A 21,503-nucleotide genomic window follows, 5' to 3' on the forward strand; every position below is an offset into this window, starting at 1 on the left:
CGACGATGGAGAGGCCCGTGCCGACGACCCTCACCTACGGGGAGCACCCCAGCCAGACCGTCCACCGGTGGGCCCCCGCCGACGGAGCCGACCGGCCCGCGCCGGTCGCGGTACTGCTGCACGGAGGATGGTGGCGCGACCTGCACGACGCCCGTCTCATGGAGCCGCTGGCCCGGGACCTGGGCGCCGCCGGGTGGGACGTGTGGAACGTGGAGTACCGGCGCACGGGGGCCGACGGGGGAGGGTGGCCGCGCACCCGCGACGACGTCGCCCGCGCGCTGGAGCTGCTCGCGGAGACCATCGACCGGGAGGACGGCGCGCTGGACGCCTCCCGGGTGGCGTCGGTGGGGCACTCGGCGGGCGGGCACCTGGCCCTGCTCACCGCGGTGGACTCCCCCGTCACCGACGTGGTGGCGCTCGCCCCGATCACCGACCTGCGGCGCTGCGCCGACGCGGGGCTGGGCGAGGGCGCGGTCGAACCGTTCCTGGGCCCCGATCCCGACCCGTGGCTGTACGAGACCACCTCACCCCGCCACCGGCTTCCTGTCGGGGTGCCCCAGCTGGTCGTGCACGGCGACGCGGACGACCGGGTCCCGGTGGCGCACAGCCGCGACTACGTGGCGGCGGCCCGCGCGGCCGGGGACGCGGTGGACTACCGGGAGGTGGCCGGGGCCGACCACTTCGCGGTCATCGACCCCGCGCACCCCGCCTGGGGTGCGGTCCGCGACCGCCTCGACCGGCGCTGAGCGCTCCCGGGCCGACCGGGGCGGGGTGTCAGGCCGGCCGCCGGCGCGTCCGGACGTCCGGGACCCGTCAGGACTTCTGGGCGGACCCGCCCCGCCAGCGGTCGGCGACGGTGTCGAAGATCTTCCCGCCCGCGCTGGCCGCGCTTCCGGCGACGTCGCGCAGGGTGCCCAGGAGCGGGTCCTCCGATCGCTCCCACGCGTCCTTGTAGTGGTTGGCGGCGTTGCGGGCCTCCTGGCCGACACTGGCGTCGCGGTCCGAGGAGCGGCGCGGGTAGTCACCGCCCAGGATGCGCTGGTAGGAACCGTCCTCCACCCACCGGTGCAGCTCGGCCAGGCGGACCACCGCGAACGGGTGGGTCTGCCCGCTGAGGCTGAGTAGCTTGAGGAGGCTGTCGCGTGCGTCGCCGCCGCGCTCGTACTCGCGGGCCTGCTCCAGGAAGGCGTCGGGGTTCATCTCCGCCAGGGTGGAGCCGCCCGCCATCTTCATCAGCGCGCGCTTGCCCGCCTCGGGGTCCTGGCAGGCCAGGACGCCCGCGCGGTCGCAGGACAGCTCGGACTTGCGGTACCACTCCTCCAGCGCGGCCACGATGGCGCGCAGGCCGATGTAGCCCAGCGGGATCCACGCCACGCGGGCGGCGAGCTGGATCAGGGCCAGCAGCATCGTGCGGTAGACGGCGTGGCCGCTGAGGATGTGGCCGACCTCATGGCCGATGACGAACCGCTGCTCCTCGGCGTCGAGCAGGTCGAACAGACCCGTGGTCATGACGATGAACGGCTTCTGGCTGCCGATCGCCATCGCGTTGGGCTTGGGGTTCATCTGGACGTAGAGCTCGGGAACCTCGTCCAGGTCCAGGACGTAGGCGGCGTCGCGCACGTAGTCGTGCAGGTGCGGGAACTGGGTGGGGCCCACGCGCACCGCGCTGGACAGGAACATCAGGCGCAGAGCCCGCTCGTTGAAGAGCCCGGACATGCGCTTGAACACCTCGTCGAACCCGCGCAGCGAGCGCAGCGCGACCAGGGCGCCCCGGTCGGCCGGGTGCTCGTAGGCGCGGGGTGAGATCTCGGAGAGCCGGACGCGTACGCGGTCTGGTGAGTTCGCCATACCGGCATGCTATGCGTCGCGATGGCGGTTGGCCACGGTTTCGGGCAATCGAGATATGACGTGATTCGCCGATCCTTCGGGAACCGCGGGGAAGGAACCCGTCCCACCACTCGTTGACCCAGTTCCAGGGGCATATCGGGAAAAAGCGCCGACGACGGTACACCCCGTCGGCTAATCTCGGTTGGCCGATCCCGGCAACGACCACGACCACGGCGAAACGGAGCGCACAGTGGCCAACGAAGCGACCGGCGCGCCCACCAGGGCCGGAGCCGCCCCCACCAAGGTCGGCATCATGGGTGGCACCTTCGACCCCATCCACCACGGGCACCTCGTCGCCGCCAGTGAGGTGGCCCACCTTTTCGACCTCGACGAGGTCGTGTTCGTCCCCACGGGCCAGCCCTGGCAGAAGGACCCCGACAACGTCACCCCCTCCGAGGACCGCTACCTCATGACGGTGATCGCCACCGCCGAGAACCCCCAGTTCCGGGTCGACCGCATCGAGATCGACCGCGCCGGGCCCACGTACACCCTGGACACCCTGCGTGAGATGCGCGCCTCCTACGGCCCCGACGTCGAGCTGTACTTCATCACCGGAGCCGACGCGCTCGGTGCCATTCTGAGCTGGCACAACGTCGACGAACTCTTCGAGCTCGCGCATTTCGTAGGCTGTAACCGTCCCGGGCACCACCTCAGTGACTCCGGGCTGCCCGAGGGCAAGGTCTCGCTGGTGGAGGTTCCCGCGTTGGCCATCTCCTCGACCGAGTGCCGGGAGCGGGTCCGCAAGGGCGAACCCATCTGGTACCTGGTCCCCGACGGCATCGTCCGCTACATCAACAAGACCGGGCTCTACCGAGAGAGCTGAAAGGCAGCAAGCACAACGTGACAGCCACCGACAGGGCGCTGGAGCTGGTCAGGGTCGCCGCAGAGGCCGCCTCCGACAAGCTCGCGCAGGAGATCATCGCCTACGACGTCAGCGACCAGCTCGTCATCACCGACGCCTTCGTGCTGTGCTCGGCGCCCAACGACCGGCAGGTCCGCGCGATCGTCGACGAGGTCGAGGACCAGCTCCGCCTCAAGGCCGGAGCCAAGCCGGTGCGGCGCGAGGGCGAGCGGGACGGCCGCTGGGTGCTGCTGGACTACGCGGACATCGTCGTGCACATCCAGCACGAGGAGGAGCGCGGGTACTACGGCCTCGAACGCCTGTGGAAGGACTGCCCCGAGATCAGCCTTCCCGAGAACGCGCGCGGCGCCGAGCGCACCCCGCTGGACGAGCAGTAGCCGCCGAACGAGGAAGACGCGACCACGTGAGCGACACCATCCCCCGCGTGCTGTTCTGGCGGCACGGACGTACGGCCTGGAACGTCGAGAACCGCTTCCAGGGACAGACCGACATCGAACTCGACCGGCTCGGCCACGCCCAGGCCGAACGGGCGGGCCGCGTGCTCGCCACCCTGGAACCCGACGTCATCGTCGCCTCCGACCTGCGGAGGGCGGCCGACACCGCCGGGTACCTCAGCCGTGCGTCAGGGGTCGCGGTCGAGTACGACAAAGGGTTGCGTGAACGCTTCGGCGGCTCCTGGGAGGGACTGACCGGGGCGGAACTGTCCGCCCGCTGGCCCGCCCAGCACGCCGTGATGGACATCCCCGACGGGGAGGACATCTCCGATGTCGGAGACCGGATGACCGCGGCCGTCGACCGTGCGCTGGAGCGGACGCCGTCCGGGGGACTGCTGGTCGTCGTCAGCCACGGCGCCGCGGTTCGGGTGGGTATCTCCAGGATGCTGGGGATCCCCGACGGGCAGCGGGAGGTGCTCGGCCCGCTCAGCAACTGCTGCTGGTCGGTCCTCCAACGCAGACGGGACAGATGGCGGCTCATGGAACACAACGCCGCGAGCCTTCCAGAGCCCGTCGTGCTCAGCGACGACGCCTGACCGGGACTCCGTTTCGACGTTCGCGCCGGATTCCGCTAAGGTTCTGGGAGTCGGCGGGCGACACACCCGCACGACTCCCACACGGGGCTATGGCGCAGTTGGTAGCGCGCCTCCATGGCATGGAGGAGGTCTGGGGTTCGAATCCCCATAGCTCCACTCGATTCCGAGACGATCCTGCTCGCGCGTGACCGCGCTCGCCGGGTCGTCTCGTCGTTTCTTCTGGGGGACGACCCCCAGACCCCCGATGCGGGGCTTCGCCCCGCGGGTTCGAGTGACGTCCCGTCAGGTCCACGGACTCAGGACGACCCTGCTCGGGGGCCTTCGGCCGCCTCGCCGGGTCGTCCGTCGTGTTTGCCGGGGGGACGACCCCCCGAACCCCCCGGTGTGCCGCTCGGCCTTCGGCCGTCGCGTTTACCGGGGGGAGACGCAGGACTGACCGTCCCCCGCGCGCGGGCGGCGCAACCACACGGCGGTGTCGCCCGGTAGCGCCCCGTCCAGTTCGGCACTGGCCACCAGGACCTCCCCCGGCGGGAGCCGCACCGCGTCGGGACCGGTGTTGACCAGGACCAGTGTCTGCGCTCCGCGCCAGAACGCCATGAGGGGACCGCCGTCCAGCTCCGCGTCCCAGGTCAGGGACTCGTCGGCGGAGAACCCCCGCCGTGCGGCGAGCGCCCGCCGGTACAGGTTCAGAGTCGACCCCGGATCCCCCGCCTGAGCCTCCACCGACCAACGACCCCACCCCGCGGGCTGGGGGAGCCAGGAACCTCCGTCACCGAAGCCGTGGGAGGGGCCGTCCACCGTCCACGGCAGCGGGACCCGTGAGCCGTCCCTTCCCTTGTCGGTGTGCCCGCTGCGTGGCCAGCGCGGGTCCTCCAACGCCTCGGGGGGAAGGTCGGCGACCTCGGGCAGCCCCAGCTCCTCCCCCTGGTAGAGATAGGCCGACCCGGGCAGTGCCAGCATCAGCAGGGCCAGCGCCCGGGCGCGGCGCGTGCCCAGATCGAGGTCCGGGGCGGGGTCGCGGCCGTCACCGAGCAGCCAGGTCCGTAGGTCGGTGCCAGGGGGCAGGCCCAGGACCGACACCCGACGCACCAGGTCATGGTTGTTGGTCACCCACGTCGCCACCGTGCCCGTCCGCGCGGCGTCGGTGATGGAGGCATCGATCACGCGCCGATAGGAGCCGGCGTCCCACGGAGTGAGCAGGAAGTCGAAGTTGAAGGTCTGGTCCAGTTCGTCGGGGCGGGTGTAGCGGATCCGGCGGTCGGCGGGCAGCCACACCTCGCCGACGGTGGTCGGGGGCGGGTCGAACTCCGCCAGGACCCGGCGCCAGTCCCGGTAGACGTCATGGACCCCGGGGCGGTCCATGAGCGGATGGTCCGGGTTGGCCGCGATGTCCTCGTACCGGCCGCCGTCCACCAGGACCAGGTCGCGCAGCGGCTCGGCCAGGTCCTTGACCAGCCCGTAGGCGACGTCGACGCGGAACCCGTCCACCCCGCGGCGGCTCCAGAACCGGAGGATGTCGCGGAACTCGTCGCGCACCCGCGGGTCGTCCCAGTTCAGGTCGGGCTGCTGGGGGGCGAAGAAGTGCAGGTACCACTGCCCGTCGGGCACCCGGGTCCAGGCCGGGCCGCCGAAGGTCGACCGCCAGTTGGACGGTGGCAGTTCCCCGTCCGGCCCCCGGCCGTCCCGGAAGACGTACCGGTCGCGTTCGGGCGATCCGGGCCCGGCCGCCAGGGCCGCGCGGAACCAGGGATGTGCCTCGGAGGTGTGGTTGGGCACGATGTCGATCATCACGCGAAGATCGCGCTCGTGGGCCGCTCGCACCATGGTGTCGAAGTCGTCCAGGCTTCCCAACAGCGGATCCACGTCCCGGAAGTCGGCGACGTCGTAGCCGCCGTCCGCCCATGGCGAGGGGTTGAACGGGGTCAGCCAGATTCCGTCGGCGCCCAGGTCGCTGATGTGGTCCATCCTGGCCGTGATCCCTGGGAGGTCGCCCACGCCGTCACCGTCGGAGTCGGAGAAACTGCGCGGGTAGACCTGGTAGAGGACCGCGTCGCGCCACCACTGCTGCATGAGTTCCCCCTGTGGTCGATTGTGCGTCGGGTCAGACCGCGCGTTCCCCTCACGGCCGCGATGGAGCGCCGGAGGATGATCCGGGCGGGCGGCCCCGCCAGGAGCGAACCTCGCGGACCTGACAGGCGAGCGTGTCGCGATCGGCCGACCCCTGGACGCGTTGACGGACCCGCCGGGCGACATCACGCGTGCTCGCGGGCCTGTTGGACATGCGGACCACGTTAGAGAACGATGAGGGTGACGGCACTGTTTCCTTCCGGAGAGCCTCACGGTTGATCCACGACCGGCTCGACACCGCGCGCCCGTCTCCGGCCGGCGCGAAAGGAGAGCGCCATGTCCGTCATCGCACGGCGTGCGGGGGCGGCGGTCCGCACCTGCGCCGCCGGGTTCGGGGCACTGGTCCTGACCGTGGCCGCCGCGTGCGGGGAACCGCCGGGCGGGGGCGGCGGCACCGCCGGTCTGGCCGACGACCCGCGGTTCGTCTGGGCGCTCACCGGCGCCGACCGGCAGATCCACGAGGCCGTCGCCCGGCTGTGGAACGAGGAGAATCCGGACCGGCGGGTCGACATCTTCTTCCTGGCGCCCACCGCCGACGAGCAGCGCCAGGCCCTGTTCCAGGACCTCCAGAGCCAGGCCGGGGGGTTCGACGTCCTCGGACTCGACGTGATCTGGACTGGAGAGTTCGCCAATTTCGGCTACCTCGAGAGCCTGGAGGAGTTCAGGCCGAGGATCGAGGGCACCAGCCTGGCGGGCGCGGTCGACAGCGCCCAGTGGCGGGAGGAGCTGTACGCACTGCCCTACTCCTCCAACGGCGCGCTCCTCTACTACCGCACCGACCTCATCGACGAACCGCCCACCACGTGGGAGGAGCTCTACGAGACCGGTACCGAGGCGGCCGGGAAAGCGGGTGTCTCCGCCTACGTCGGCCAGGGCGACCGCTACGAAGGCTTCGTCGTCAACTTCCTGGAGCTGTACTGGTCGGCGGGCGGCGAGCTGTTCGACGACGCCCAGGAGTACAGCACCTTCCTGGAGGGGGACGCCGCCGAGACCGCACTGGACTTCATGACCGAGGCCTACGAGACCGGCTTCTACGCCGAGGGTTTCGACTCGATGGTCGAAGACGACGCCCGTGCCCTCTTCCAGGCGGGCGAGGCCGTCTACATGCGCAACTGGCCCTACGCCGTCCCGCTCCTGGAGGGCGAGGGCAGCGCGGTCGCCGGGGACTTCGCGGTCGCTCCGCTGCCGACCTTCACCGGTGAGGGCACCACCAGCGCGCTGGGCGGGCTCAACAACGCCGTCAGCTCGCTCAGCGACACCCCCAAGCTCGCCCGTGAGTTCGTCCTGTGGGCCGCCACCGATCCCGAGGCCCAGGCGATCCTGGCCGACAGCAGTCTGCCTCCGACCCTGACCAGTGCTTACGACGACGTCGACGACCCGCGTCTGGAGCTGCTCGGCGAGGTTCTCGCCCAGGCGCACGCGCGTCCGCCGGTGCCCGGATACAACGCTCTGTCCCTGGCCATCCAGGACAACCTGCACCCCGCCTACATCGGGCAGGAGAACCCGGCCGCGGCGCTGGAGGACGTCGACCAGGCGGCCGACGCCGCGCTCGAACAAGAGTAGGGCCATGACCACGACCACGAACGTCCGCATGCGACAGGGCTTGGGAGAACGGGCGATGGGGTGGGTGTTCCTCACCCCGTCGTTCGCCTTCATGGCCGTGATCGCGCTCTTCCCGGTCCTCTACGCGATCGGGATCAGCCTGTACCGGATCCGCGGGTTCCGGCGCGAGCCCGTAGGCCTCGACAACTACCTCCGTGTGCTCAGCGACTCCGGCTTCTACAACGCCGTGGGCAACACGCTGGTGTTCACCGTGACGTCGGTGGCGCTGGAGTTCGCCATCGGGATGGCGTTCGCCTTGATCATGCACCAGGCGTTCGTTGGCCGGGGCCTGACCCGGGCGGTCATCCTGGTGCCCTGGGTGATCCCCACCGCGGTCGCCGCCCAGGTGTGGCGGTACATGTTCGATCGCAACCCGGGCTTCGTGAACGCGGTGCTCGGCACCGACATCAACTGGCTGCGGGACCCCACCTGGACCATGGTCGCCATCATCAGTGCCGACGTGTGGAAGACCGCGCCGTTCGTGGCGCTGCTGCTCCTGGCCGGTCTCCAGACCATCCCGAAGGACTACTACGAGGCGGCCAAGGTCGATGGAGCGGGCGCGGTCCAGCGGTTCTCGCACATCACCCTGCCGCTGCTGCGCCCGGCGATCGTCGTCGCACTGCTGTTCCGGACGGTGGACGCGCTGCGCATGTTCGACTTCGCGTACGTGTTCGCCGGGTACTCCAACTCGGTCGCGACCCTGTCGGTGTACGCGCAGCGGTTCCTGGTCGCTGACCCGAAACCGGGGTACGCCAACGCGCTGTCCACGGTGACGTTCGTCGTCGTCATGCTCGTCGGACTGGCCTTCATCAGCCGGATGGGCCGCCACATGGTGGGCGACGTGGCACGGAAGGAGAGGCGATGACGGGCCGGACGCGGACGGCGGCCCCGACCCGGCCGGGGACCGCGCGCCGTCGGGGGACGCCCCCGGCGGCGGTCAACGCGCTCAAGCCGCTGGGGCTGCTCCTGGTGTTGGGCTGGTGCCTGTTCCCGTTCCTGTGGATGGCGATGACCAGCCTGCGTACGGGATCGGTGGCGCTGACCGACCCGAACATCCTCCAGGGGCCGTTCGACCTGGACAACTACCGGCAGATCATCGGCCAGGGCTTCCACTTCGCGCTGCGCAACTCGCTGATCGTGGCCTCGGTGACGACGGTGGTCTGCGTCCCGGTGGCCTCCCTGGCGGGGTACGCGCTGGCCCGGTTGCCGTTGGCGGGCAAGTTCGTGATCCTGGCGGTGACTCTGGTCGCGACGCTGTTCCCACCGGTCGCCCTGGTCAACCCGCTGTACCAGATGTACCTGGAACTCAACCAGTGGACGGGGATCAACCTGCTCAACACGTACACGGGCATGGTGATCCCCTACGTCGCGCTGACCCTGCCACTGTCCATCTTCATCCTCGCCACGTTCTTCTCGGGCATCCCGAAGGAGATCGAGGAGTCGGCCAAGGTGGACGGCGCCACGCCGTTCCAGGCCTTCCTACGGGTGGTCGCGCCGCTGGCCGCCCCCGGCGTGGGGGCGGCGGCGATCCTCACCTTCGTCTACGCCACCAACGAGTTCCTGCTGGCCTTCTCCTTCGCCCCGAACGACCTCAACGTGCAGACCGTCCCGGTGTTCGTGGGCACCTTCGAGAGGGTCGGCTACGAGAACCCGATCGGGCAGATCATGGCGGCCTCGGTCCTGGTCTCGATCCCGCTCATCGTCTTCGCCCTGCTTCTGCAACGCCGGATCGTGGCGGGCCTGACCTCGGGGGCCGTCAAGGGGTGAACGGAAGTCACCGCGCGGGTGAGGCCTCGGGAACCTCGGGCCCGTCCTCGGTGACACCGCCGATGCGCAGCGCCGCCACCAGCTCCCGGTACAGCGCGTCCCGCTCCAACAGGTCCCGGTGGGTGCCTCTCGCGCGCACCCGCCCCTCCTCCATGACGATGATGCGATCGGCGCCGATCACCGTGGACAGGCGGTGCGCGATGGTCACCACCGCGGCCCGCTCGGCGTGGCGGCGCACGCTTTCGGTGACGGCGGCCTCGGTGATCGCGTCCACCTGGGATGTCGCCTCGTCGAGCAGCAGCACGTCCGCCGAGCACAACAGGGCGCGGGCGAGCGCGACCCGCTGGCGCTCGCCCCCGGAGAACGAGGTCGCGTCGACGGGGGTGTCCAGTCCGTCGGCCAAGGCGTCCACCCGGTCCGCGAGCCGCACCTCACGCAGGACCCGGCCGATGTCCGCCTCGTTCGCGTCCGGTCGGCCGAACACCAGGTTCTCCCGCAGAGTTCCAGGCACCACGGGTGTGTCCTGTTCCACGTACGCGAACCGCTCGCGCACCCGGGCCGGGCTCAGCTCCCGGTAGGGGAGGCCGTCCAGCAGGATCCGGCCACCCTCCGGTTCCAGGAAGCGCAGGAGGAGGGAGAACACGGTGGTCTTTCCCGCCCCCGACGGGCCGACGATCGCGGTGTGTCCGCGCCGCGGCACGGTGATGTCCACCGAGTCGAGGGCCGCCTTCGTGCCGGGCGCGTACCTCGCGGTGACCCCGCGCAGCTCCAGCAGGACGTCGTCGGAGTCTCCGGAGGGGGAGACGACGGCGTCCGGCGTGCCCGCCGCACCGGGGTCCGCCTCCGGTTCGAGCGGGATCCGCGCCACCTCGCGGATCCGTCTCGCGGCGGCGACGCCCGACTGGAGGTCCGTCACGCTCTGGGAGAGCTCCGAGACCGGACCCATCAGGGTGAAGGCGTAGAGCAGGAAGGCGACCAGGGTGGAGACCTCGATCGTTCCCGCGCCGACGCGCACGGCGCCCAACCCGAGGATGGCGATGATGGCGAGCTGCACCCCGCTGAAGGCGATCGTCATGGCGACGGCCTGATGCCGCACCGCGCGGACGCTGTGCTCGGCCGACTCCTGGGCGTCGCGCAGGATCCGGTCGCCGAGTCGCTCCTCCGCCCGGCTGACCTTGACCGTGCGCATGGCGCGCAGGGCGCCCTCCAGGACACCGCCCATGGAACCGAGCGAGGCCTGGGCGCGCTCCTGGTGCCGGGCGATCGCCGGCATCAGGGTCATGAAGAGCACCGACACGACGACGACCGCGACGACCGCGGTGCCCAGCAGGACCAGGTCGAGCAGGGCCATCATGACGAGTGTGCCGACCAGCAGGACGGTGCCGTTGACGAGGCTGACCACGCTGTGGCCGACGGCTTTGTTGAGGAGCACGGTGTCGGAGGTGACACGGGTGACCAGCTCGCCGAGCGGTCGCTTGTTCAGCGACAGGATCGCCGCGCGGAAGTAGCGCTGGACGATCGAGGTCCGGGCGTCCAGGACGATCCGCTCGGACATCGTGCCCAGCAGGATCCAGTGCCACAGACCCAGGACCGCCCCAGCCGCGAACAGGCCGAGCAGGAGCGTGACGGGCGCGCCGAGCCCACCCCCCTCGGTGACGGTGTCCAGGACCAGCTTGATGATCATCGGGCTGGCCAGTTCCAGGGCCGAGCCGAAGAGGGCCAGGACCAGGCCGAGGAGGAGGGTGCCCCGGTGCGGGCGCACGAACGACCACAGCACGCGTAACTGGGCGAATCGGGGCTCGCTCTCGTCCGAGGATGAACGGGCGACAGTGTCCGGTGATTGATCATCCATGACTTGAATTAGGTCATGACTGACCTATTATCGTCAACTGATTATCTGCCGGTCTAGGATGGAGGCCATGGCGAACAGGGCTTCTGCGATGGATGAGACGAGGACACGCGCGCGCACCCGCCGGGCGATCCTCGAAGCGGCGGTCGAGGTCCTGGGGGAGAACTCGGCGGCGCCGCTGTCGGATGTGGCCAGAACCGCCGGGGTGGCGCGGAGCACGCTCCAGCGCTACTTCCCCGAGCGCTCGGACCTCATCTGTGCCCTGGGGGAATACGTCGAGGAGCTGGTCAACGAGGCCACCGAGCGGGCGCGCACCACCGACGGCACCGCCATCGAGGCCTTCTCCCGCCTGGTCGCGGAGTACTTCGGGGTGCGCAAGGCGGTCATGGCCGCCTTCGGGGATCACGACGCCACACAGCAGAGTCCGCAGGAGGAGTGGAACAGTCCCGCGGACCTGGCCTTGTACGAGCTCGTCGAACGAGGGCACGAGGACGGCACCATCGACCCCAGGATCACGCCGCTGTGGGCGCAGCAGCTGCTGTGGTCGGGCCTGTACGCCGGGGCCACCTACGTCTGGGTCGCCAGGGTGCCCGCCTTCGAGGCACTCAACATGTGCCTGCTGTCCCTGGTCAAGGCGGTGTCCACCGAACCGCGGAAGTGAACCGGGCGGTGGAGCCCGCCGCGCGGGAGGGCGCGGCGGGCGACGGATCAGAGGTAGAGGCCGGTTCCCCGCTCGGGGGATTCGTTGGCGACGGCGTGCACGTCGCGTTCGCGCAGGATGACGTAACGTTCGCCGTTCAGTTCGACCTCGCCCTGGTCCTCGGGGTCGAACAGCACGCGATCGCCGGTCTTGACGTGACGGGCGCCCGTTCCGGCGCCGCAGACCTCACCCCAGGCGAGCCTCGTCGCCAGCTTCACCGTGTCCGGAATGACCAGACCGGCGCTGCTGCGCCGCTCGCTCTTGTCCGGGACCGCCCTCACCAACAGGCGGTCATGGAGCATCTGGATTTCAAGCTTTGATTCGGGCACCATTCCAGGGTATTCGGCCCCGCCCACGGGTCCTCCCCGCCCAGGGCGGAGGCCGATGGCACGACCCACTCACGAACTCCGGTAGAGTGTTCCCAACGCCGAGCGGGGGAACCGCCCGGCACACCAGGGGCTATGGCGCAGTTGGTAGCGCGCCTCCATGGCATGGAGGAGGTCTGGGGTTCGAATCCCCATAGCTCCACTCGACTCCGAGACGATCCTGCTCGCGCGTGACCGCGCTCGCCGGGTCGTCTCGTCGTTTCTTCTGGGGGACGACCCCCAGACCCCCGATGCGGGGCTTCGCCCCGCGGGTTCGAGTGACGTCCCGTCAGGTCCACGGACTCAGGACGACCCTGCTCGGGGGCCTTCGGCCGCCTCGCCGGGTCGTCCGTCGTGTTTACCGGGGGGGAGACTCCCCGAACCCCCCGAGGTACCCCCTGCGGTTGAGGTCGCGCAGGTCGACGAGGTGGGCGGGGCACTCTCTCGCAACGCGGGGCTTCGCCCCACGGGTTGTCGTTGGCTTGCGTAAGGTCCGCTCTGGACCGCTTGGGAACCCTCGGCCGACGCCGGGGGCCGGGAAGCGCGCCGAACGGGTTTCACGCAGCACCCCCTCCACCGTCGGAGAGGGCGTCGCCGCCGGCCGTCGCCAGGCTTCGGACCGCCGCGCGCTCGGTCGCACGGGCGGTGAGGCGTTCCCAGTTGCGGTGGGCGATGTCGGCCTTCTGCCCGTCGGTGAAGGGCGCCCCCTCCAGGAAGGAGCGTGCGGCGCCGCCGCTGGTGTCGACGTAGGGGAAGCCGCCAGGACGGAAGCCGTAGGTGAAGGGGTAGTCGGTGGAGTACAGCATCCGGTCGGTGCCCATGACCTCGGCGGTCCAGCGCAGGTAGCGGGGGCTGTTGGTGCCGCTGCCGGCGACCCAGAAGTTCTGTGTGAAGTAGTCGGCGAGCGGCCGCTGAAGGCCACCGGCCTCGGCGAAGAATCCGATGTGGTCGAGGTAGAACGTGACGACCTCGCCCCAATGTCCGGCGATCACCTGTAGATCGGGGAACCGGTCGAAGACGCCCGAGAAGATCATCCGCAGGTACTGCACGCCCAGGTCGTAATACCAGCCGATCGCCGCCCCGGCCAGCGGCGTGCCGATCTGGCCGATGTTGGAGTAGTAGGCGTCGATCACCGGCTGGACCGGCATTTGCGGGTGGAAGTGCAGTGGCACACCCAGCCGCTCGGCGGTGGCGTAGAGCTCGTCGTTGCTCGGGTGGTCGGCCAGTCTGTCTCCGGTGCGGCCGTACAGCATCGCGCCGGGGAAACCCAGTTCGCCCACCGCGCGTTCCAGCTCGGCCGCGGCCGCGGCCGGTGACTGGGTGGGGATCGCGGCGAACGCCTGGAAGCGGTCGGGGCGCGAGGCGACGATCTCCGCGAGCTGGTCGTTGGCCTCACGGGCCACGGCGATCGCGTCGGTCTCCGGCAGGTCCTGCACACCCGGCGACGACAGGGACAGCACGGCGACGTCGATGCCCTGGTCGTCCATGTGGGCCAGCCGCCGCTCACCGACCTCGCGCAGGTTCTCGGCGATCGGGCCGTCCCCGAAGCCGCGGGCGGGGATCTGCGGCGATCCCGCCCGCCGGTACGCCTCATAGACGGCGGGTACGACGACGGTCTCTTCCACTCCGATGATCCGCAGGCGGTCGGGCATGGCGGTGCTCCTCACACGCGTGTTTCCAATGGAATGACATAAATGTTATCGCTGATAATTACACTGTCAACACTATTGCGTTAACATCGATAAAAAAGTGATGCTTGGATGGCGTTATCGTTGATACATGCCTGTTGACCCGAGCCCCCGGCGGCCAAGCACGTCGCCCCCGACCGGCAGGGTCCGATCAAGGAACCGCGCGTCGAGGAGGACCTCGCGGCCCGGATCATCCACGCCGCCGCGCGCCGCGCCGCCCGGCCGGAACGTCCTCAGCCGCGCCGAACGGCGACTGCTGACGGAATGGCTGGGTCGGCTGTCGTCCGCATGGCCGCTTCGCGGACGGGCGGGGCGCCGGTCGGCGCGGGTGCCGGGCGCGCGGCGGTCGGCGACGACTCCGTTTCGGGCCGGATCATCGGGCTCGTTGTGCCTGGCGCCCCGGCTTCGGGGCCGGCTCGGAGGGGAACCTACGCCGGGGGAGCGGTCGAGGCGCGGATCACGAGGTTCGGTGAGAGGACCTCGTGCCGGTCCTCACTCCGCCCCGACAGGCGCTCCACCACCATCTCCACCGCCAGGCCCCCCATCACCAGGCGAGGCTGGTCCACACTGGTCAGGCGGGGGCGTACGGTCTCGGCGAGGGCGGTGTTGTCGTACCCCACGACCGACAGCTCCTCCGGGACGGCGATCCCCTCCGCGTGGGCCTGGTCCAGGACCGCGAGCGCGGCCAGGTCGTTGACGGTGAAGACCCCCGTCGGCCGGGCGGCCAGCAGGGCCCGGGCGGCGCGCTCCCGCCCGCGCGGGTCGTCGCCGGTCTCCCACACGGCCACGTGCCTCTCCGCCCCGAGGGAGACCATGGCCTCCCGATACCCCTCACGACGGGCGCGCGAGGCCGGGCGCCGTGATCCCGACAGGTGGGCGATCCGCTCATGCCCGAGCCCGGCCAGGTGCCGGACCGCCGCCTCCGCGCCCGCGCGGTCGTCGTTGGCGATGGTGTCCACACCCCGGGTGAAACGGTCGGGGCGTCCCACCATCACGACCGGGGCGCGGCGCGCCGCGTCGGCCAGCGCGTCCGGCTCGACCCAGGAACTCACCACGACCACGCCGTCCACGTTCAGCTGCAACAGCGCGTCGAGCTGGTGTGTCAGCCGTGCCCGGTCGCGTCGTCCGTGCGCCAGGAGGACGGTGAGGCCCCTGGTCTCCGCCGCTTCCTCCACCCCCGCCACGACCTCGGTGTGGTAGGGGTTCGCCAGGTCGGTGAGGAGCACCCCGAGGATCATCGTGCGCCCCTGTACCAGGCCCCGGGCAAGGGCGTTGGAGCGGTATCCGAGCCGTTCCGCGGCCGCCAGGATGCGGGCGCTGGTCGCGGCGCTCACCCCGTCGTCCCCGCGCAGAGCCAGGGACACCAGCGACTTGGACACCCCCGCGGCGGCGGCGACGTCCACGATCGTGGGACGTCCGCCGCGCCGGGTCCGCCCGCCTCCGCCTGTGGTCGTCACCCCACCATTGTGTCGTGTTCGGGGCGGGACGGCCCATTCGAATCTGGAACGTTCCAGATTCGTTTCCCCCGGGGTCATCCACAGGATCCGCGGTGTCGGTGGCGCGTGCCTAGGGTCGCTGGTGAACGCGGCCCCGACCCGACAGGAGACGTTCGTGGACAACCCTCCCCCGCCCCTGCTCCTCCGCCCGGAGGCGCTCCTCCTCGACTTCGGCGGAGTGGTCTTCCAGACCCGCAAGCGCCCCGACGGCCGTGCCGCCGTCGTCCGCCACCTGCACGGTGTCCTGGCCCGCGCCGGACACGACGTGGCGGTCGAGCTGCTGCGTGGATCACTCGACGCCGGGCTCGCCGCGCTCAAGGACTGGAAGAACGCCGCCGGACGGCGCCGCACCCCGGAGGAACTCGACCACCGTACGATCTGGGTCGACTTCCTCGCCTCCGACCTGGACGCGCGGGCACGGGAGGTCCTGGCGGGCGACGCCGCCGGGCTCCTGGCCGCCATGTCCCCCCTGCTGTCCGAACACGAGGTGCGGCCGGGCGTCCGCGACCTCCTCGCCGCCGCCCGCGACCTCGGGGTGCGCGTCGGCATGGTCTCCAACGCCCACTCCGGCCGCTCCCACCGGGCCCTCGTCCGCGAGGCGGGCCTGGAGGAGTACTTCGGCGTGCAGGTCTACTCCGACGAGGTCGGTGTCCGCAAACCCCACCCCGAGATGATCCGCCTCGCCGCCAGGGCGCTCGGCACGGCCCCCGAACGCTGCTGGTATGTCGGCGACACCCAGGACCGGGACGTGGTCGCCGGGCGGCGCGCGGGTGTGGGCGCGGTGGTCCTCACCCGCCACCACCACACCGACACCCCGCCCTACCCCGTACGTGACCGGGCCGACGCCGTCCTGGACACCCCGGAGGGCCTGGTGTCCCCCCTTCGCAACAGCCGCCCCGTGTCCGCTGTCCCCTCCCCGGCGCCCGACCACCGTCCTCCCGCCGGGAGACGTCCCCCCGGGGCCCTCCTGCTGGACCAGGGCGGGGTCGTCGTCCTGTCCACACCGACCCCGGACGCCTGGAACTCCTTCGCCGGGAGCGTCGCCGAACGGCTCGGCCGAGTCGGGTACGCGACCACCCCCGACGCCGTCGCCGCCCTCGTCCGCGAGGGCCGTGACCGCTATCGGGCCTGGAAGGCCGGTCACCCGGACGCGGGGCCGATCCCCGAGATCACCCCGCGGGAGTTCTGGCACGACATGGTCGGGCGGGACCTGCCCGAGCGCGCCCGTGCCCTGCTCCTGGCCGAGTCGGCCCAGCTCACCCTGGAGTACGCCCGGTCCAAGAGCCGGGCGGCGCCGCGCCACGGGGTCCGCGAGGTCCTGGAGTTCTGCGCCGACCGCGCGATCCCGGTCGCGATCGTCTCCAACACCGTGTGCGGCCGGGCGGCGCGCGAGGAGCTCGACCGCTTCGGTCTCGACCACCTCGTCGGCGCCCACGTCTACTCCGACGAACTCGGCCGTCGCAAACCCGACCCCGCGACCGTCCGCGCCGCCGTCACCGCCCTCGGTGTGGACCCCGCCGACTGCTGGTTCGTCGGGGACAAGCCCTGGCGCGACGTCGCGGCGGCCCACGCGGCCGGGGTCGGCACGGCCGTGGTCGTGCGCGGCGGGTCGGCCGACGACGACGAGATCGACGCCGCGCTCACCGGACCGCCGGAGCGACGGCCCCAACACGTCATCGACCAGATGCACGACCTCCTCGGCCTGTGGGCCGACACACCCCTCCCCCTCACCCCCTCCAGCACCTGAAAGGCGCGTCATGGCCGACTCCTCCCGAACCGCCGCGATCCCCGACCTCCGGGGCCGCCCCGGCCCGCCGGAACTCAACTCCGGTCAGAAGCTCATGGTCTTCGTTCTCTCGATGACGCTGTTCGGACTGGCGAACATCGTCACGGAGGTCCTCCCCGAGATCCAGGTCGGCCCCGTCGAACTCGGGGTGTCCTACCTGACCTTCGTTCCCGTGCTCATGGTCGCCCTCTTCCACCCGCTGTACGCGGCCCTGGGAGCGCCCCTCGGCGAGATCGTCTTCGCCGACCTCCTCATGGGTGACTTCTCCGGGATCGGGGAACTGGAGGGCTACCTCCAGATGTTCCTGGCCCTCTACGTCGCCGGTTGCCTGGTCCGCGACCCGGGCCGCAGGTGGCAGCTCGCCCTGGCCAGCGTGGTCACGGTCGTCGTGGACAAGATGCTGTCCGCCACCGTGGACGTCGCCAAGGTGTGGGTGGGGGTCGAGGAGGCCGACTCCGTGCCCGGGCTGCCCGAGTCGGTCCTCGTCCTGGAGGGAGTCGACTTCGCGGTCGCCCTCGTCATCAGCGGCGTCCTGTTCGGTGTCCTTCCGGCCATGGCGCTGGGGCCCCGGCTGCACGGGAGGATCGAGCCGCTGCTCGGCCTGGCGCCGCGCGACGCCCGGCACCGGATCCCGCTCGCCGAACGCGGGACGGGTGCGTTCCTCCTGCTCGCCGTCTTCCTGTCCTTCGTGGCGATGATCGCGGCGTTCACCAATGAGATCGTGGACAACTTCGGCGTGTGGGAACCCGATTTCGTCGAGCTCTACGGAGCCCGCTTCCTGTGGGTCGGCGCGTCCGCGGCGCTCATCGTGCTCGTCGGGCTGGTCGTCTCGGTCCGGTTCGTCCTGCGGTCGCGCGGACGGCGCGCCGCCCAGGACCGCCAGGTGGGGGAGCGGCGGCCATGACCTCCACCGAAGCCGCCACGGGGCCGGGGCCCGCCGACGCGCCCGCGGTCGAGGTGTCGGACCTGGCCTTCCGCTACCCCGGCGCCGACCACGACACCCTGCGCGGAGTGGACCTGAGGATCGAGCGCGGCGACTTCGTCGCGGTGGTCGGCGGTAACGGGTCCGGCAAGACCACCCTCTGCAAGACGTTCAACGGACTGGTCCCGCACTACTGGTCGGGAACCTTCGAGGGCCGGGTCAGGGTCCTGGGCCGGGACACCCGTGAGGTGTCCGTCGGCGCGCTGTCCCACCTCGTCGGATACGTCTACCAGGACTTCGGCAACCAACTGGTGCGGCCCACCGTACGCGACGAGGTCGCCTTCGGCCCCGTCAACTTCGGCCTGCCCGACCATCGTGAACGCACCGACGAGGCCATGGAGCTGCTCGGCGTCGCCCACCTCGCGGACCGGTTCACCTGGCAACTGTCCGGAGGCCAGCAGCACCTGGTCGCGCTGGCCAGCGTGATGGCGCTGCGCCCGGGCGTGGTCGTGGTGGACGAGCCGGTCGCCGAACTCGACCCGGCCCGGGCGGCGCGGATCTACGAGGTGCTCGAGGACCTCAACCGCCGCCTGGGCACCACGGTCGTCGTCATCGAGCACCACGCGGAGTACGTGGCCCGGTACGCCCGTTCCGTGGTGCTCATGGCCGACGGCGCGCCGGTCTGGCACCTGCCGACCCGTGCGGCGATGGACCGGGCCGAGGAACTGGAACGCCACGGGATTCCCGCGCCCCAGGTGGTACGGGTGGCGCGCGGACTCGATCCGGCCGCCCCACCCCCGCTGACCGTGACCGAGGCCGCCGACCGGCTGCGAAGCCGACACCCGCACGCCCTTCCGCCGGACCGCCGCGCCGTGCGGGTGGCGGGGTCGGAGCCCACGGGGGAGACGGTCGCGGAACTGGCCGGAGTACGGCACGGCTACCGCGGCGTCGGCGGAGACCTGTCCGTCGTCCTGGACGGCCTCGACCTCACCCTGCGCGACGGGGAGCGCGTCGCCCTCGTGGGTGGCAACGGGGCGGGCAAGTCCACGCTGCTGCGCCTGCTCACCGGGTTGAAGGTGCCCAGGGAGGGGACCGTGCGAGTCGGCGGAACCGACACCCGGACGGTACGGCCGAACGCTCTCGCCGACCGGGTCTGCCACCTCTACCAGCGCCCCGAGCAGATGTTCCTCAAGGACAGCGTGTACGAGGACGTGGCCATGTTCCCGAGGGGGCGCGGCCGAACCGACACCGACACCCTGGTCGCCGAGGTCCTCGACCGAGTCGGGCTGTCCGGTCTCGCCGGGCGCGACGGCCGTCTGCTCTCCGGCGGCCAGCAGCGCAGGGCGACGCTGGCCGTCGGGCTGGCGACGAGCCCCGCCCTGCTCCTGCTGGACGAGCCCACGTCCAGCCTGGACACCGCCAGCCGTGACGCGGTCATCGCCATGTTGGACGCGCTCTCCGGCACCATTCGGTGCACGGTGGTGGCCACCCACGACATGCATCTGGTCGCCGAGTGGGCTGGTCGTGTCCTCGTGCTCGACGGGGGACGGGTCGCGGCCGACACCGATCCGGCCGGCCTGTTCGCGGACACCGCGCTCATGGAGTCCGTGGGGCTGGTGGCGCCCGAGGTCACGCGGTTGGGGCTGGCCCTGGGCGTGGAGCCGCCGCCGTTGTCGGTGCCGGAACTCGTGAGCAGGCTGGGTGGGATCCCGGCGGAGGAGGTGGGGGAGCGTGCGTAGGGAACGCGACCGGCTCTCGGTGGAGTGGGTCAAACTCGAACTGCTCCGGACCGCCTACGCCACCCGTGGCGGGCTGCTGGCCGGGAGAGACCCCCGGGTCGTGATCGGCTGGTACCTGATCCTCGCGGTGGTTCCGTGGTTCACCCACAACGTCACCGTGCTCGCCGGGCTGTTCGTCGTGTGCGCCGCGGCCGTCGTGCTCAGCAGGGTCGGTCCGCTGATCCTGGGACTGTTCGTCATCGGTTTCGTCCTGGAGGGCCTGTACGTCCTGTTCGCCGCGTGGCTGTTCGGCGGTGACGCGAGTACCGTCCTGGCGATGGCCGAGTTCACCCTGAAGCTGGCGACCGTGAGCCTGGCCAGCATGGCTGCGTTCGTCTCGCTCGACCCGGAGAAGCTCTCCGACGCCCTGCTGAGCCTGCACGCGCCCGCCATGGTCAGCTTCGGAGTCAGCTACGGATACCGGATGCTGCCCGTCCTCATGGAGGAGTTCCACACCGTGGTCGACGGGCACCGGCTGCGCGCCGCGCCCCTGGCCTCGAAGGGGTTCCTCGGCTGGCGGGTGGCCGTCCGTACGGCCACGACGCTCGTGGCCGCGTTCTACCCGCTCATGCTCAACACGGCCAAGCGGACGCGGACCACGGTGGAGGCCCTGGAGACCCGGGGGTTCACCTACGCGGCCGAGCACCCCGACGGCAGACGGATCCGCCTCGCAGCGCTGAGGGCGGACCGCTGGGACGCGTTGTTCCTGGGGGCCACGCTGGCCCTCGTGGCCGTCTGCTTCACCGTCGGCCGGGCCTTCCCCCTCCTCGGCGGAGCCGTCTGAACACGAACGTCCACACCGCGGGCGCCCCGGGAACCCGGGACGGGGCGCCCGCCGTCGGTCGGTCATTCCACCCCGCGTCGTCCGGTAGACTCTTCTTCGTCGCTTCGCACGGGGCTATGGCGCAGTTGGTAGCGCGCCTCCATGGCATGGAGGAGGTCTGGGGTTCGAATCCCCATAGCTCCACGGACTCGGGACGACCCTGCTCGGGGGCCTTCGGCCGCCTCGCCGGGTCGTCCTTCGTGTTTTCCGGGGGGAGACCCCCCCGAACCCCCCGGGGTACCCCCCTGTGGCCGGGGTCGCGGTGATCGGTGGGGTGGGCGGGGCTCTCTCTCGCAACGCGGGGCTTTGCCCCGGGGGTTGTAGTTGGGTCGCCCAGGGTCCACGAGTTGCGGGCTGCTGCTCGCCGGTCTTCGACCGGCTCGCCGCGGCCCGCATCTGTTTTTCGGGGGGACGACCCCCGGACCCCCGGTGTGCCGGGTTCCTGATCCGAAAACCTCGTGTGCGAGGGAACCGGCTCGCCGCCATTCGCGTCCAAACAGACAAATCCCCAAAACCGACGCACACGGGGGTGCAATGCGCAGTCTGTGGACCCGGATCTCCCTTCCCGCCTTCCTCCGCCCCGCCGAACCGTCGTCGGCCTCCTGTCGGAACTGTGAGTCCGCGCCCGCCGTCCACGTCCCCGCGCCGGCTCCCGCCGTTCGGCGGACCGTCACGGAGCCGTTCACCACGGCCGAGTGGGACCAGGTGGTCCGGGTCGCCGCGGTCGACAAGGTCGAGCAGGTGCTGAGCGACAGCTACGACCTCCTCTCCGAGCACACTCTCCGCGAGCCCGCCGACTCCCCGGATCTGTGGCGGGGGCG

19 protein-coding genes and 3 tRNA genes are annotated in these 21,503 nt (G+C 71.1%); 16 read left to right on the forward strand and 6 right to left on the reverse strand.

Annotated elements, in window-relative coordinates; translation table 11 throughout:
- Positions 1-17 precede the first annotated feature (17 nt).
- Positions 18-746 (forward strand): alpha/beta hydrolase family protein, encoded by a 729-nt coding sequence (locus tag D471_RS0106145; protein WP_017597815.1) that lies wholly within the window; start codon positions 18-20, stop codon positions 744-746.
- Positions 747-813: 67 nt separating this feature from the next.
- Here D471_RS0106145 and D471_RS0106150 read toward each other — a convergent pair whose 3' ends face one another.
- Positions 814-1,848 carry a M48 family metallopeptidase gene (locus D471_RS0106150; protein ID WP_017597816.1) on the reverse strand — a complete coding sequence of 345 codons (1,035 nt, stop codon included), beginning with the start codon at positions 1,846-1,848 and terminating at the stop codon, positions 814-816.
- A 289-nt stretch (positions 1,849-2,137) separates the two neighbouring features.
- Between D471_RS0106150 and nadD the strand changes: the two genes are divergently transcribed.
- From nadD to D471_RS0106170, 4 genes are all read left to right on the forward strand, one after another.
- Positions 2,138-2,710, forward strand: coding sequence for a nicotinate-nucleotide adenylyltransferase (gene nadD, locus D471_RS0106155; protein WP_268645995.1), 573 nt, complete (start codon positions 2,138-2,140; stop codon positions 2,708-2,710).
- 17 nt (positions 2,711-2,727) lie between these two features.
- The gene (gene rsfS, locus D471_RS0106160; RefSeq protein ID WP_017597818.1) at positions 2,728-3,126 is read left to right on the forward strand and encodes a ribosome silencing factor; all 399 of its coding nucleotides are present in this window, start codon (positions 2,728-2,730) and stop codon (positions 3,124-3,126) included.
- A 26-nt stretch (positions 3,127-3,152) separates the two neighbouring features.
- Positions 3,153-3,779 (forward strand): histidine phosphatase family protein, encoded by a 627-nt coding sequence (locus tag D471_RS0106165; RefSeq protein WP_017597819.1) that lies wholly within the window; start codon positions 3,153-3,155, stop codon positions 3,777-3,779.
- Between the two features lie 83 nt (positions 3,780-3,862).
- Positions 3,863-3,935: transfer RNA gene (locus tag D471_RS0106170), tRNA-Ala, on the forward strand.
- A 255-nt stretch (positions 3,936-4,190) separates the two neighbouring features.
- Here the strand turns inward: D471_RS0106170 and D471_RS0106175 are convergent.
- Positions 4,191-5,849: a glycoside hydrolase family 13 protein gene (locus D471_RS0106175; protein WP_017597820.1), complete on the reverse strand. Its 1,659-nt coding sequence runs from the start codon at positions 5,847-5,849 to the stop codon at positions 4,191-4,193.
- Between the two features lie 333 nt (positions 5,850-6,182).
- Here D471_RS0106175 and D471_RS0106180 point away from each other — a divergent pair, with 333 nt between their 5' ends.
- Genes D471_RS0106180 through D471_RS0106190 form a run of 3 tightly spaced genes read left to right on the forward strand, consistent with a single transcriptional unit; the run spans position 6,183 to position 9,275 of the window.
- Positions 6,183-7,469 (forward strand): ABC transporter substrate-binding protein, encoded by a 1,287-nt coding sequence (locus D471_RS0106180; protein WP_017597821.1) that lies wholly within the window; start codon positions 6,183-6,185, stop codon positions 7,467-7,469.
- A 55-nt stretch (positions 7,470-7,524) separates the two neighbouring features.
- Positions 7,525-8,373 (forward strand): carbohydrate ABC transporter permease, encoded by an 849-nt coding sequence (locus D471_RS0106185; RefSeq protein ID WP_026127456.1) that lies wholly within the window; start codon positions 7,525-7,527, stop codon positions 8,371-8,373.
- Positions 8,370-9,275 (forward strand): carbohydrate ABC transporter permease, encoded by a 906-nt coding sequence (locus D471_RS0106190; protein ID WP_017597823.1) that lies wholly within the window; start codon positions 8,370-8,372, stop codon positions 9,273-9,275. Before D471_RS0106185 ends, D471_RS0106190 begins: the two co-directional genes overlap by 4 nt.
- Positions 9,276-9,282: 7 nt before the next feature.
- On the opposite strand, the gene D471_RS0106195 is transcribed toward D471_RS0106190, so the two are convergent.
- Positions 9,283-11,052, reverse strand: a complete 1,770-nt coding sequence (locus D471_RS0106195; RefSeq protein ID WP_017597824.1) for an ABC transporter ATP-binding protein — start codon at positions 11,050-11,052, stop codon at positions 9,283-9,285.
- Positions 11,053-11,215: 163 nt separating this feature from the next.
- On the opposite strand from D471_RS0106195, the gene D471_RS0106200 reads away from it, so the two are divergent.
- A complete protein-coding gene (locus D471_RS0106200) occupies positions 11,216-11,785 on the forward strand; it encodes a TetR/AcrR family transcriptional regulator (protein ID WP_017597825.1) in 570 nt (189 codons plus the stop codon).
- A gap of 47 nt (positions 11,786-11,832) precedes the next feature.
- On the opposite strand, the gene D471_RS0106205 is transcribed toward D471_RS0106200, so the two are convergent.
- Positions 11,833-12,126 carry a GroES family chaperonin gene (locus D471_RS0106205; RefSeq protein WP_017597826.1) on the reverse strand — a complete coding sequence of 98 codons (294 nt, stop codon included), beginning with the start codon at positions 12,124-12,126 and terminating at the stop codon, positions 11,833-11,835.
- 153 nt (positions 12,127-12,279) lie between these two features.
- Between D471_RS0106205 and D471_RS0106210 the strand changes: the two genes are divergently transcribed.
- A tRNA-Ala gene (locus D471_RS0106210) sits at positions 12,280-12,352 on the forward strand.
- Positions 12,353-12,746: 394 nt separating this feature from the next.
- Here D471_RS0106210 and D471_RS0106215 read toward each other — a convergent pair.
- Both D471_RS0106215 and D471_RS0106220 read right to left on the reverse strand, forming a co-directional pair.
- Positions 12,747-13,841 carry an amidohydrolase family protein gene (locus D471_RS0106215; RefSeq protein ID WP_017597827.1) on the reverse strand — a complete coding sequence of 365 codons (1,095 nt, stop codon included), beginning with the start codon at positions 13,839-13,841 and terminating at the stop codon, positions 12,747-12,749.
- Positions 13,842-14,305: 464 nt separating this feature from the next.
- On the reverse strand, positions 14,306-15,334 hold the full coding sequence (locus D471_RS0106220) for a LacI family DNA-binding transcriptional regulator (RefSeq protein ID WP_040688565.1): 1,029 nt from the start codon (positions 15,332-15,334) through the stop codon (positions 14,306-14,308).
- Between the two features lie 154 nt (positions 15,335-15,488).
- On the opposite strand from D471_RS0106220, the gene D471_RS42280 reads away from it, so the two are divergent.
- The 6 genes from D471_RS42280 to D471_RS0106250 all read left to right on the forward strand — a co-directional run.
- Positions 15,489-17,120: an HAD-IA family hydrolase gene (locus D471_RS42280; protein ID WP_040688577.1), complete on the forward strand. Its 1,632-nt coding sequence runs from the start codon at positions 15,489-15,491 to the stop codon at positions 17,118-17,120.
- Positions 17,121-17,130: 10 nt separating this feature from the next.
- Entirely contained in the window at positions 17,131-18,063 is a 933-nt protein-coding gene (locus tag D471_RS0106230; protein ID WP_017597830.1) for a hypothetical protein, read from the forward strand.
- Positions 18,060-19,820, forward strand: coding sequence for an ABC transporter ATP-binding protein (locus tag D471_RS0106235; RefSeq protein ID WP_017597831.1), 1,761 nt, complete (start codon positions 18,060-18,062; stop codon positions 19,818-19,820). Before D471_RS0106230 ends, D471_RS0106235 begins: the two co-directional genes overlap by 4 nt.
- Positions 19,813-20,643, forward strand: coding sequence for an energy-coupling factor transporter transmembrane component T family protein (locus tag D471_RS0106240; RefSeq protein WP_017597832.1), 831 nt, complete (start codon positions 19,813-19,815; stop codon positions 20,641-20,643). Before D471_RS0106235 ends, D471_RS0106240 begins: the two co-directional genes overlap by 8 nt.
- Positions 20,644-20,753: 110 nt before the next feature.
- Positions 20,754-20,826: transfer RNA gene (locus D471_RS0106245), tRNA-Ala, on the forward strand.
- A gap of 390 nt (positions 20,827-21,216) precedes the next feature.
- Positions 21,217-21,503, forward strand: a 287-nt coding sequence (locus D471_RS0106250) for a hypothetical protein (RefSeq protein WP_026127458.1), incomplete at its 3' end; no start/stop codon positions are given.

The sequence above is a fragment of the Nocardiopsis lucentensis DSM 44048 genome, assembly GCF_000341125.1.
Classification (GTDB): Bacteria; Actinomycetota; Actinomycetes; order Streptosporangiales; family Streptosporangiaceae; genus Nocardiopsis; species Nocardiopsis lucentensis.

What these genes read in the sequence shown, in the direction of transcription:
- D471_RS0106150 (WP_017597816.1), bottom strand. Translation starts at nt 1,848, where the DNA reads ATGGCGAACTCACCAGACCGCGTACGCGTCCGGCTCTCCGAGATCTCA.
- D471_RS0106185 (WP_026127456.1), top strand. Translation starts at nt 7,525, where the DNA reads ATGGGGTGGGTGTTCCTCACCCCGTCGTTCGCCTTCATGGCCGTGATC.
- D471_RS0106205 (WP_017597826.1), bottom strand. Translation starts at nt 12,126, where the DNA reads ATGCTCCATGACCGCCTGTTGGTGAGGGCGGTCCCGGACAAGAGCGAG.
- D471_RS0106235 (WP_017597831.1), top strand. Translation starts at nt 18,060, where the DNA reads ATGACCTCCACCGAAGCCGCCACGGGGCCGGGGCCCGCCGACGCGCCC.
- D471_RS0106200 (WP_017597825.1), top strand. Translation starts at nt 11,216, where the DNA reads ATGGATGAGACGAGGACACGCGCGCGCACCCGCCGGGCGATCCTCGAA.
- D471_RS0106190 (WP_017597823.1), top strand. Translation starts at nt 8,370, where the DNA reads ATGACGGGCCGGACGCGGACGGCGGCCCCGACCCGGCCGGGGACCGCG.
- D471_RS0106230 (WP_017597830.1), top strand. Translation starts at nt 17,131, where the DNA reads ATGGCCGACTCCTCCCGAACCGCCGCGATCCCCGACCTCCGGGGCCGC.
- D471_RS0106215 (WP_017597827.1), bottom strand. Translation starts at nt 13,841, where the DNA reads ATGCCCGACCGCCTGCGGATCATCGGAGTGGAAGAGACCGTCGTCGTA.
- D471_RS0106180 (WP_017597821.1), top strand. Translation starts at nt 6,183, where the DNA reads ATGTCCGTCATCGCACGGCGTGCGGGGGCGGCGGTCCGCACCTGCGCC.
- D471_RS0106175 (WP_017597820.1), bottom strand. Translation starts at nt 5,849, where the DNA reads ATGCAGCAGTGGTGGCGCGACGCGGTCCTCTACCAGGTCTACCCGCGC.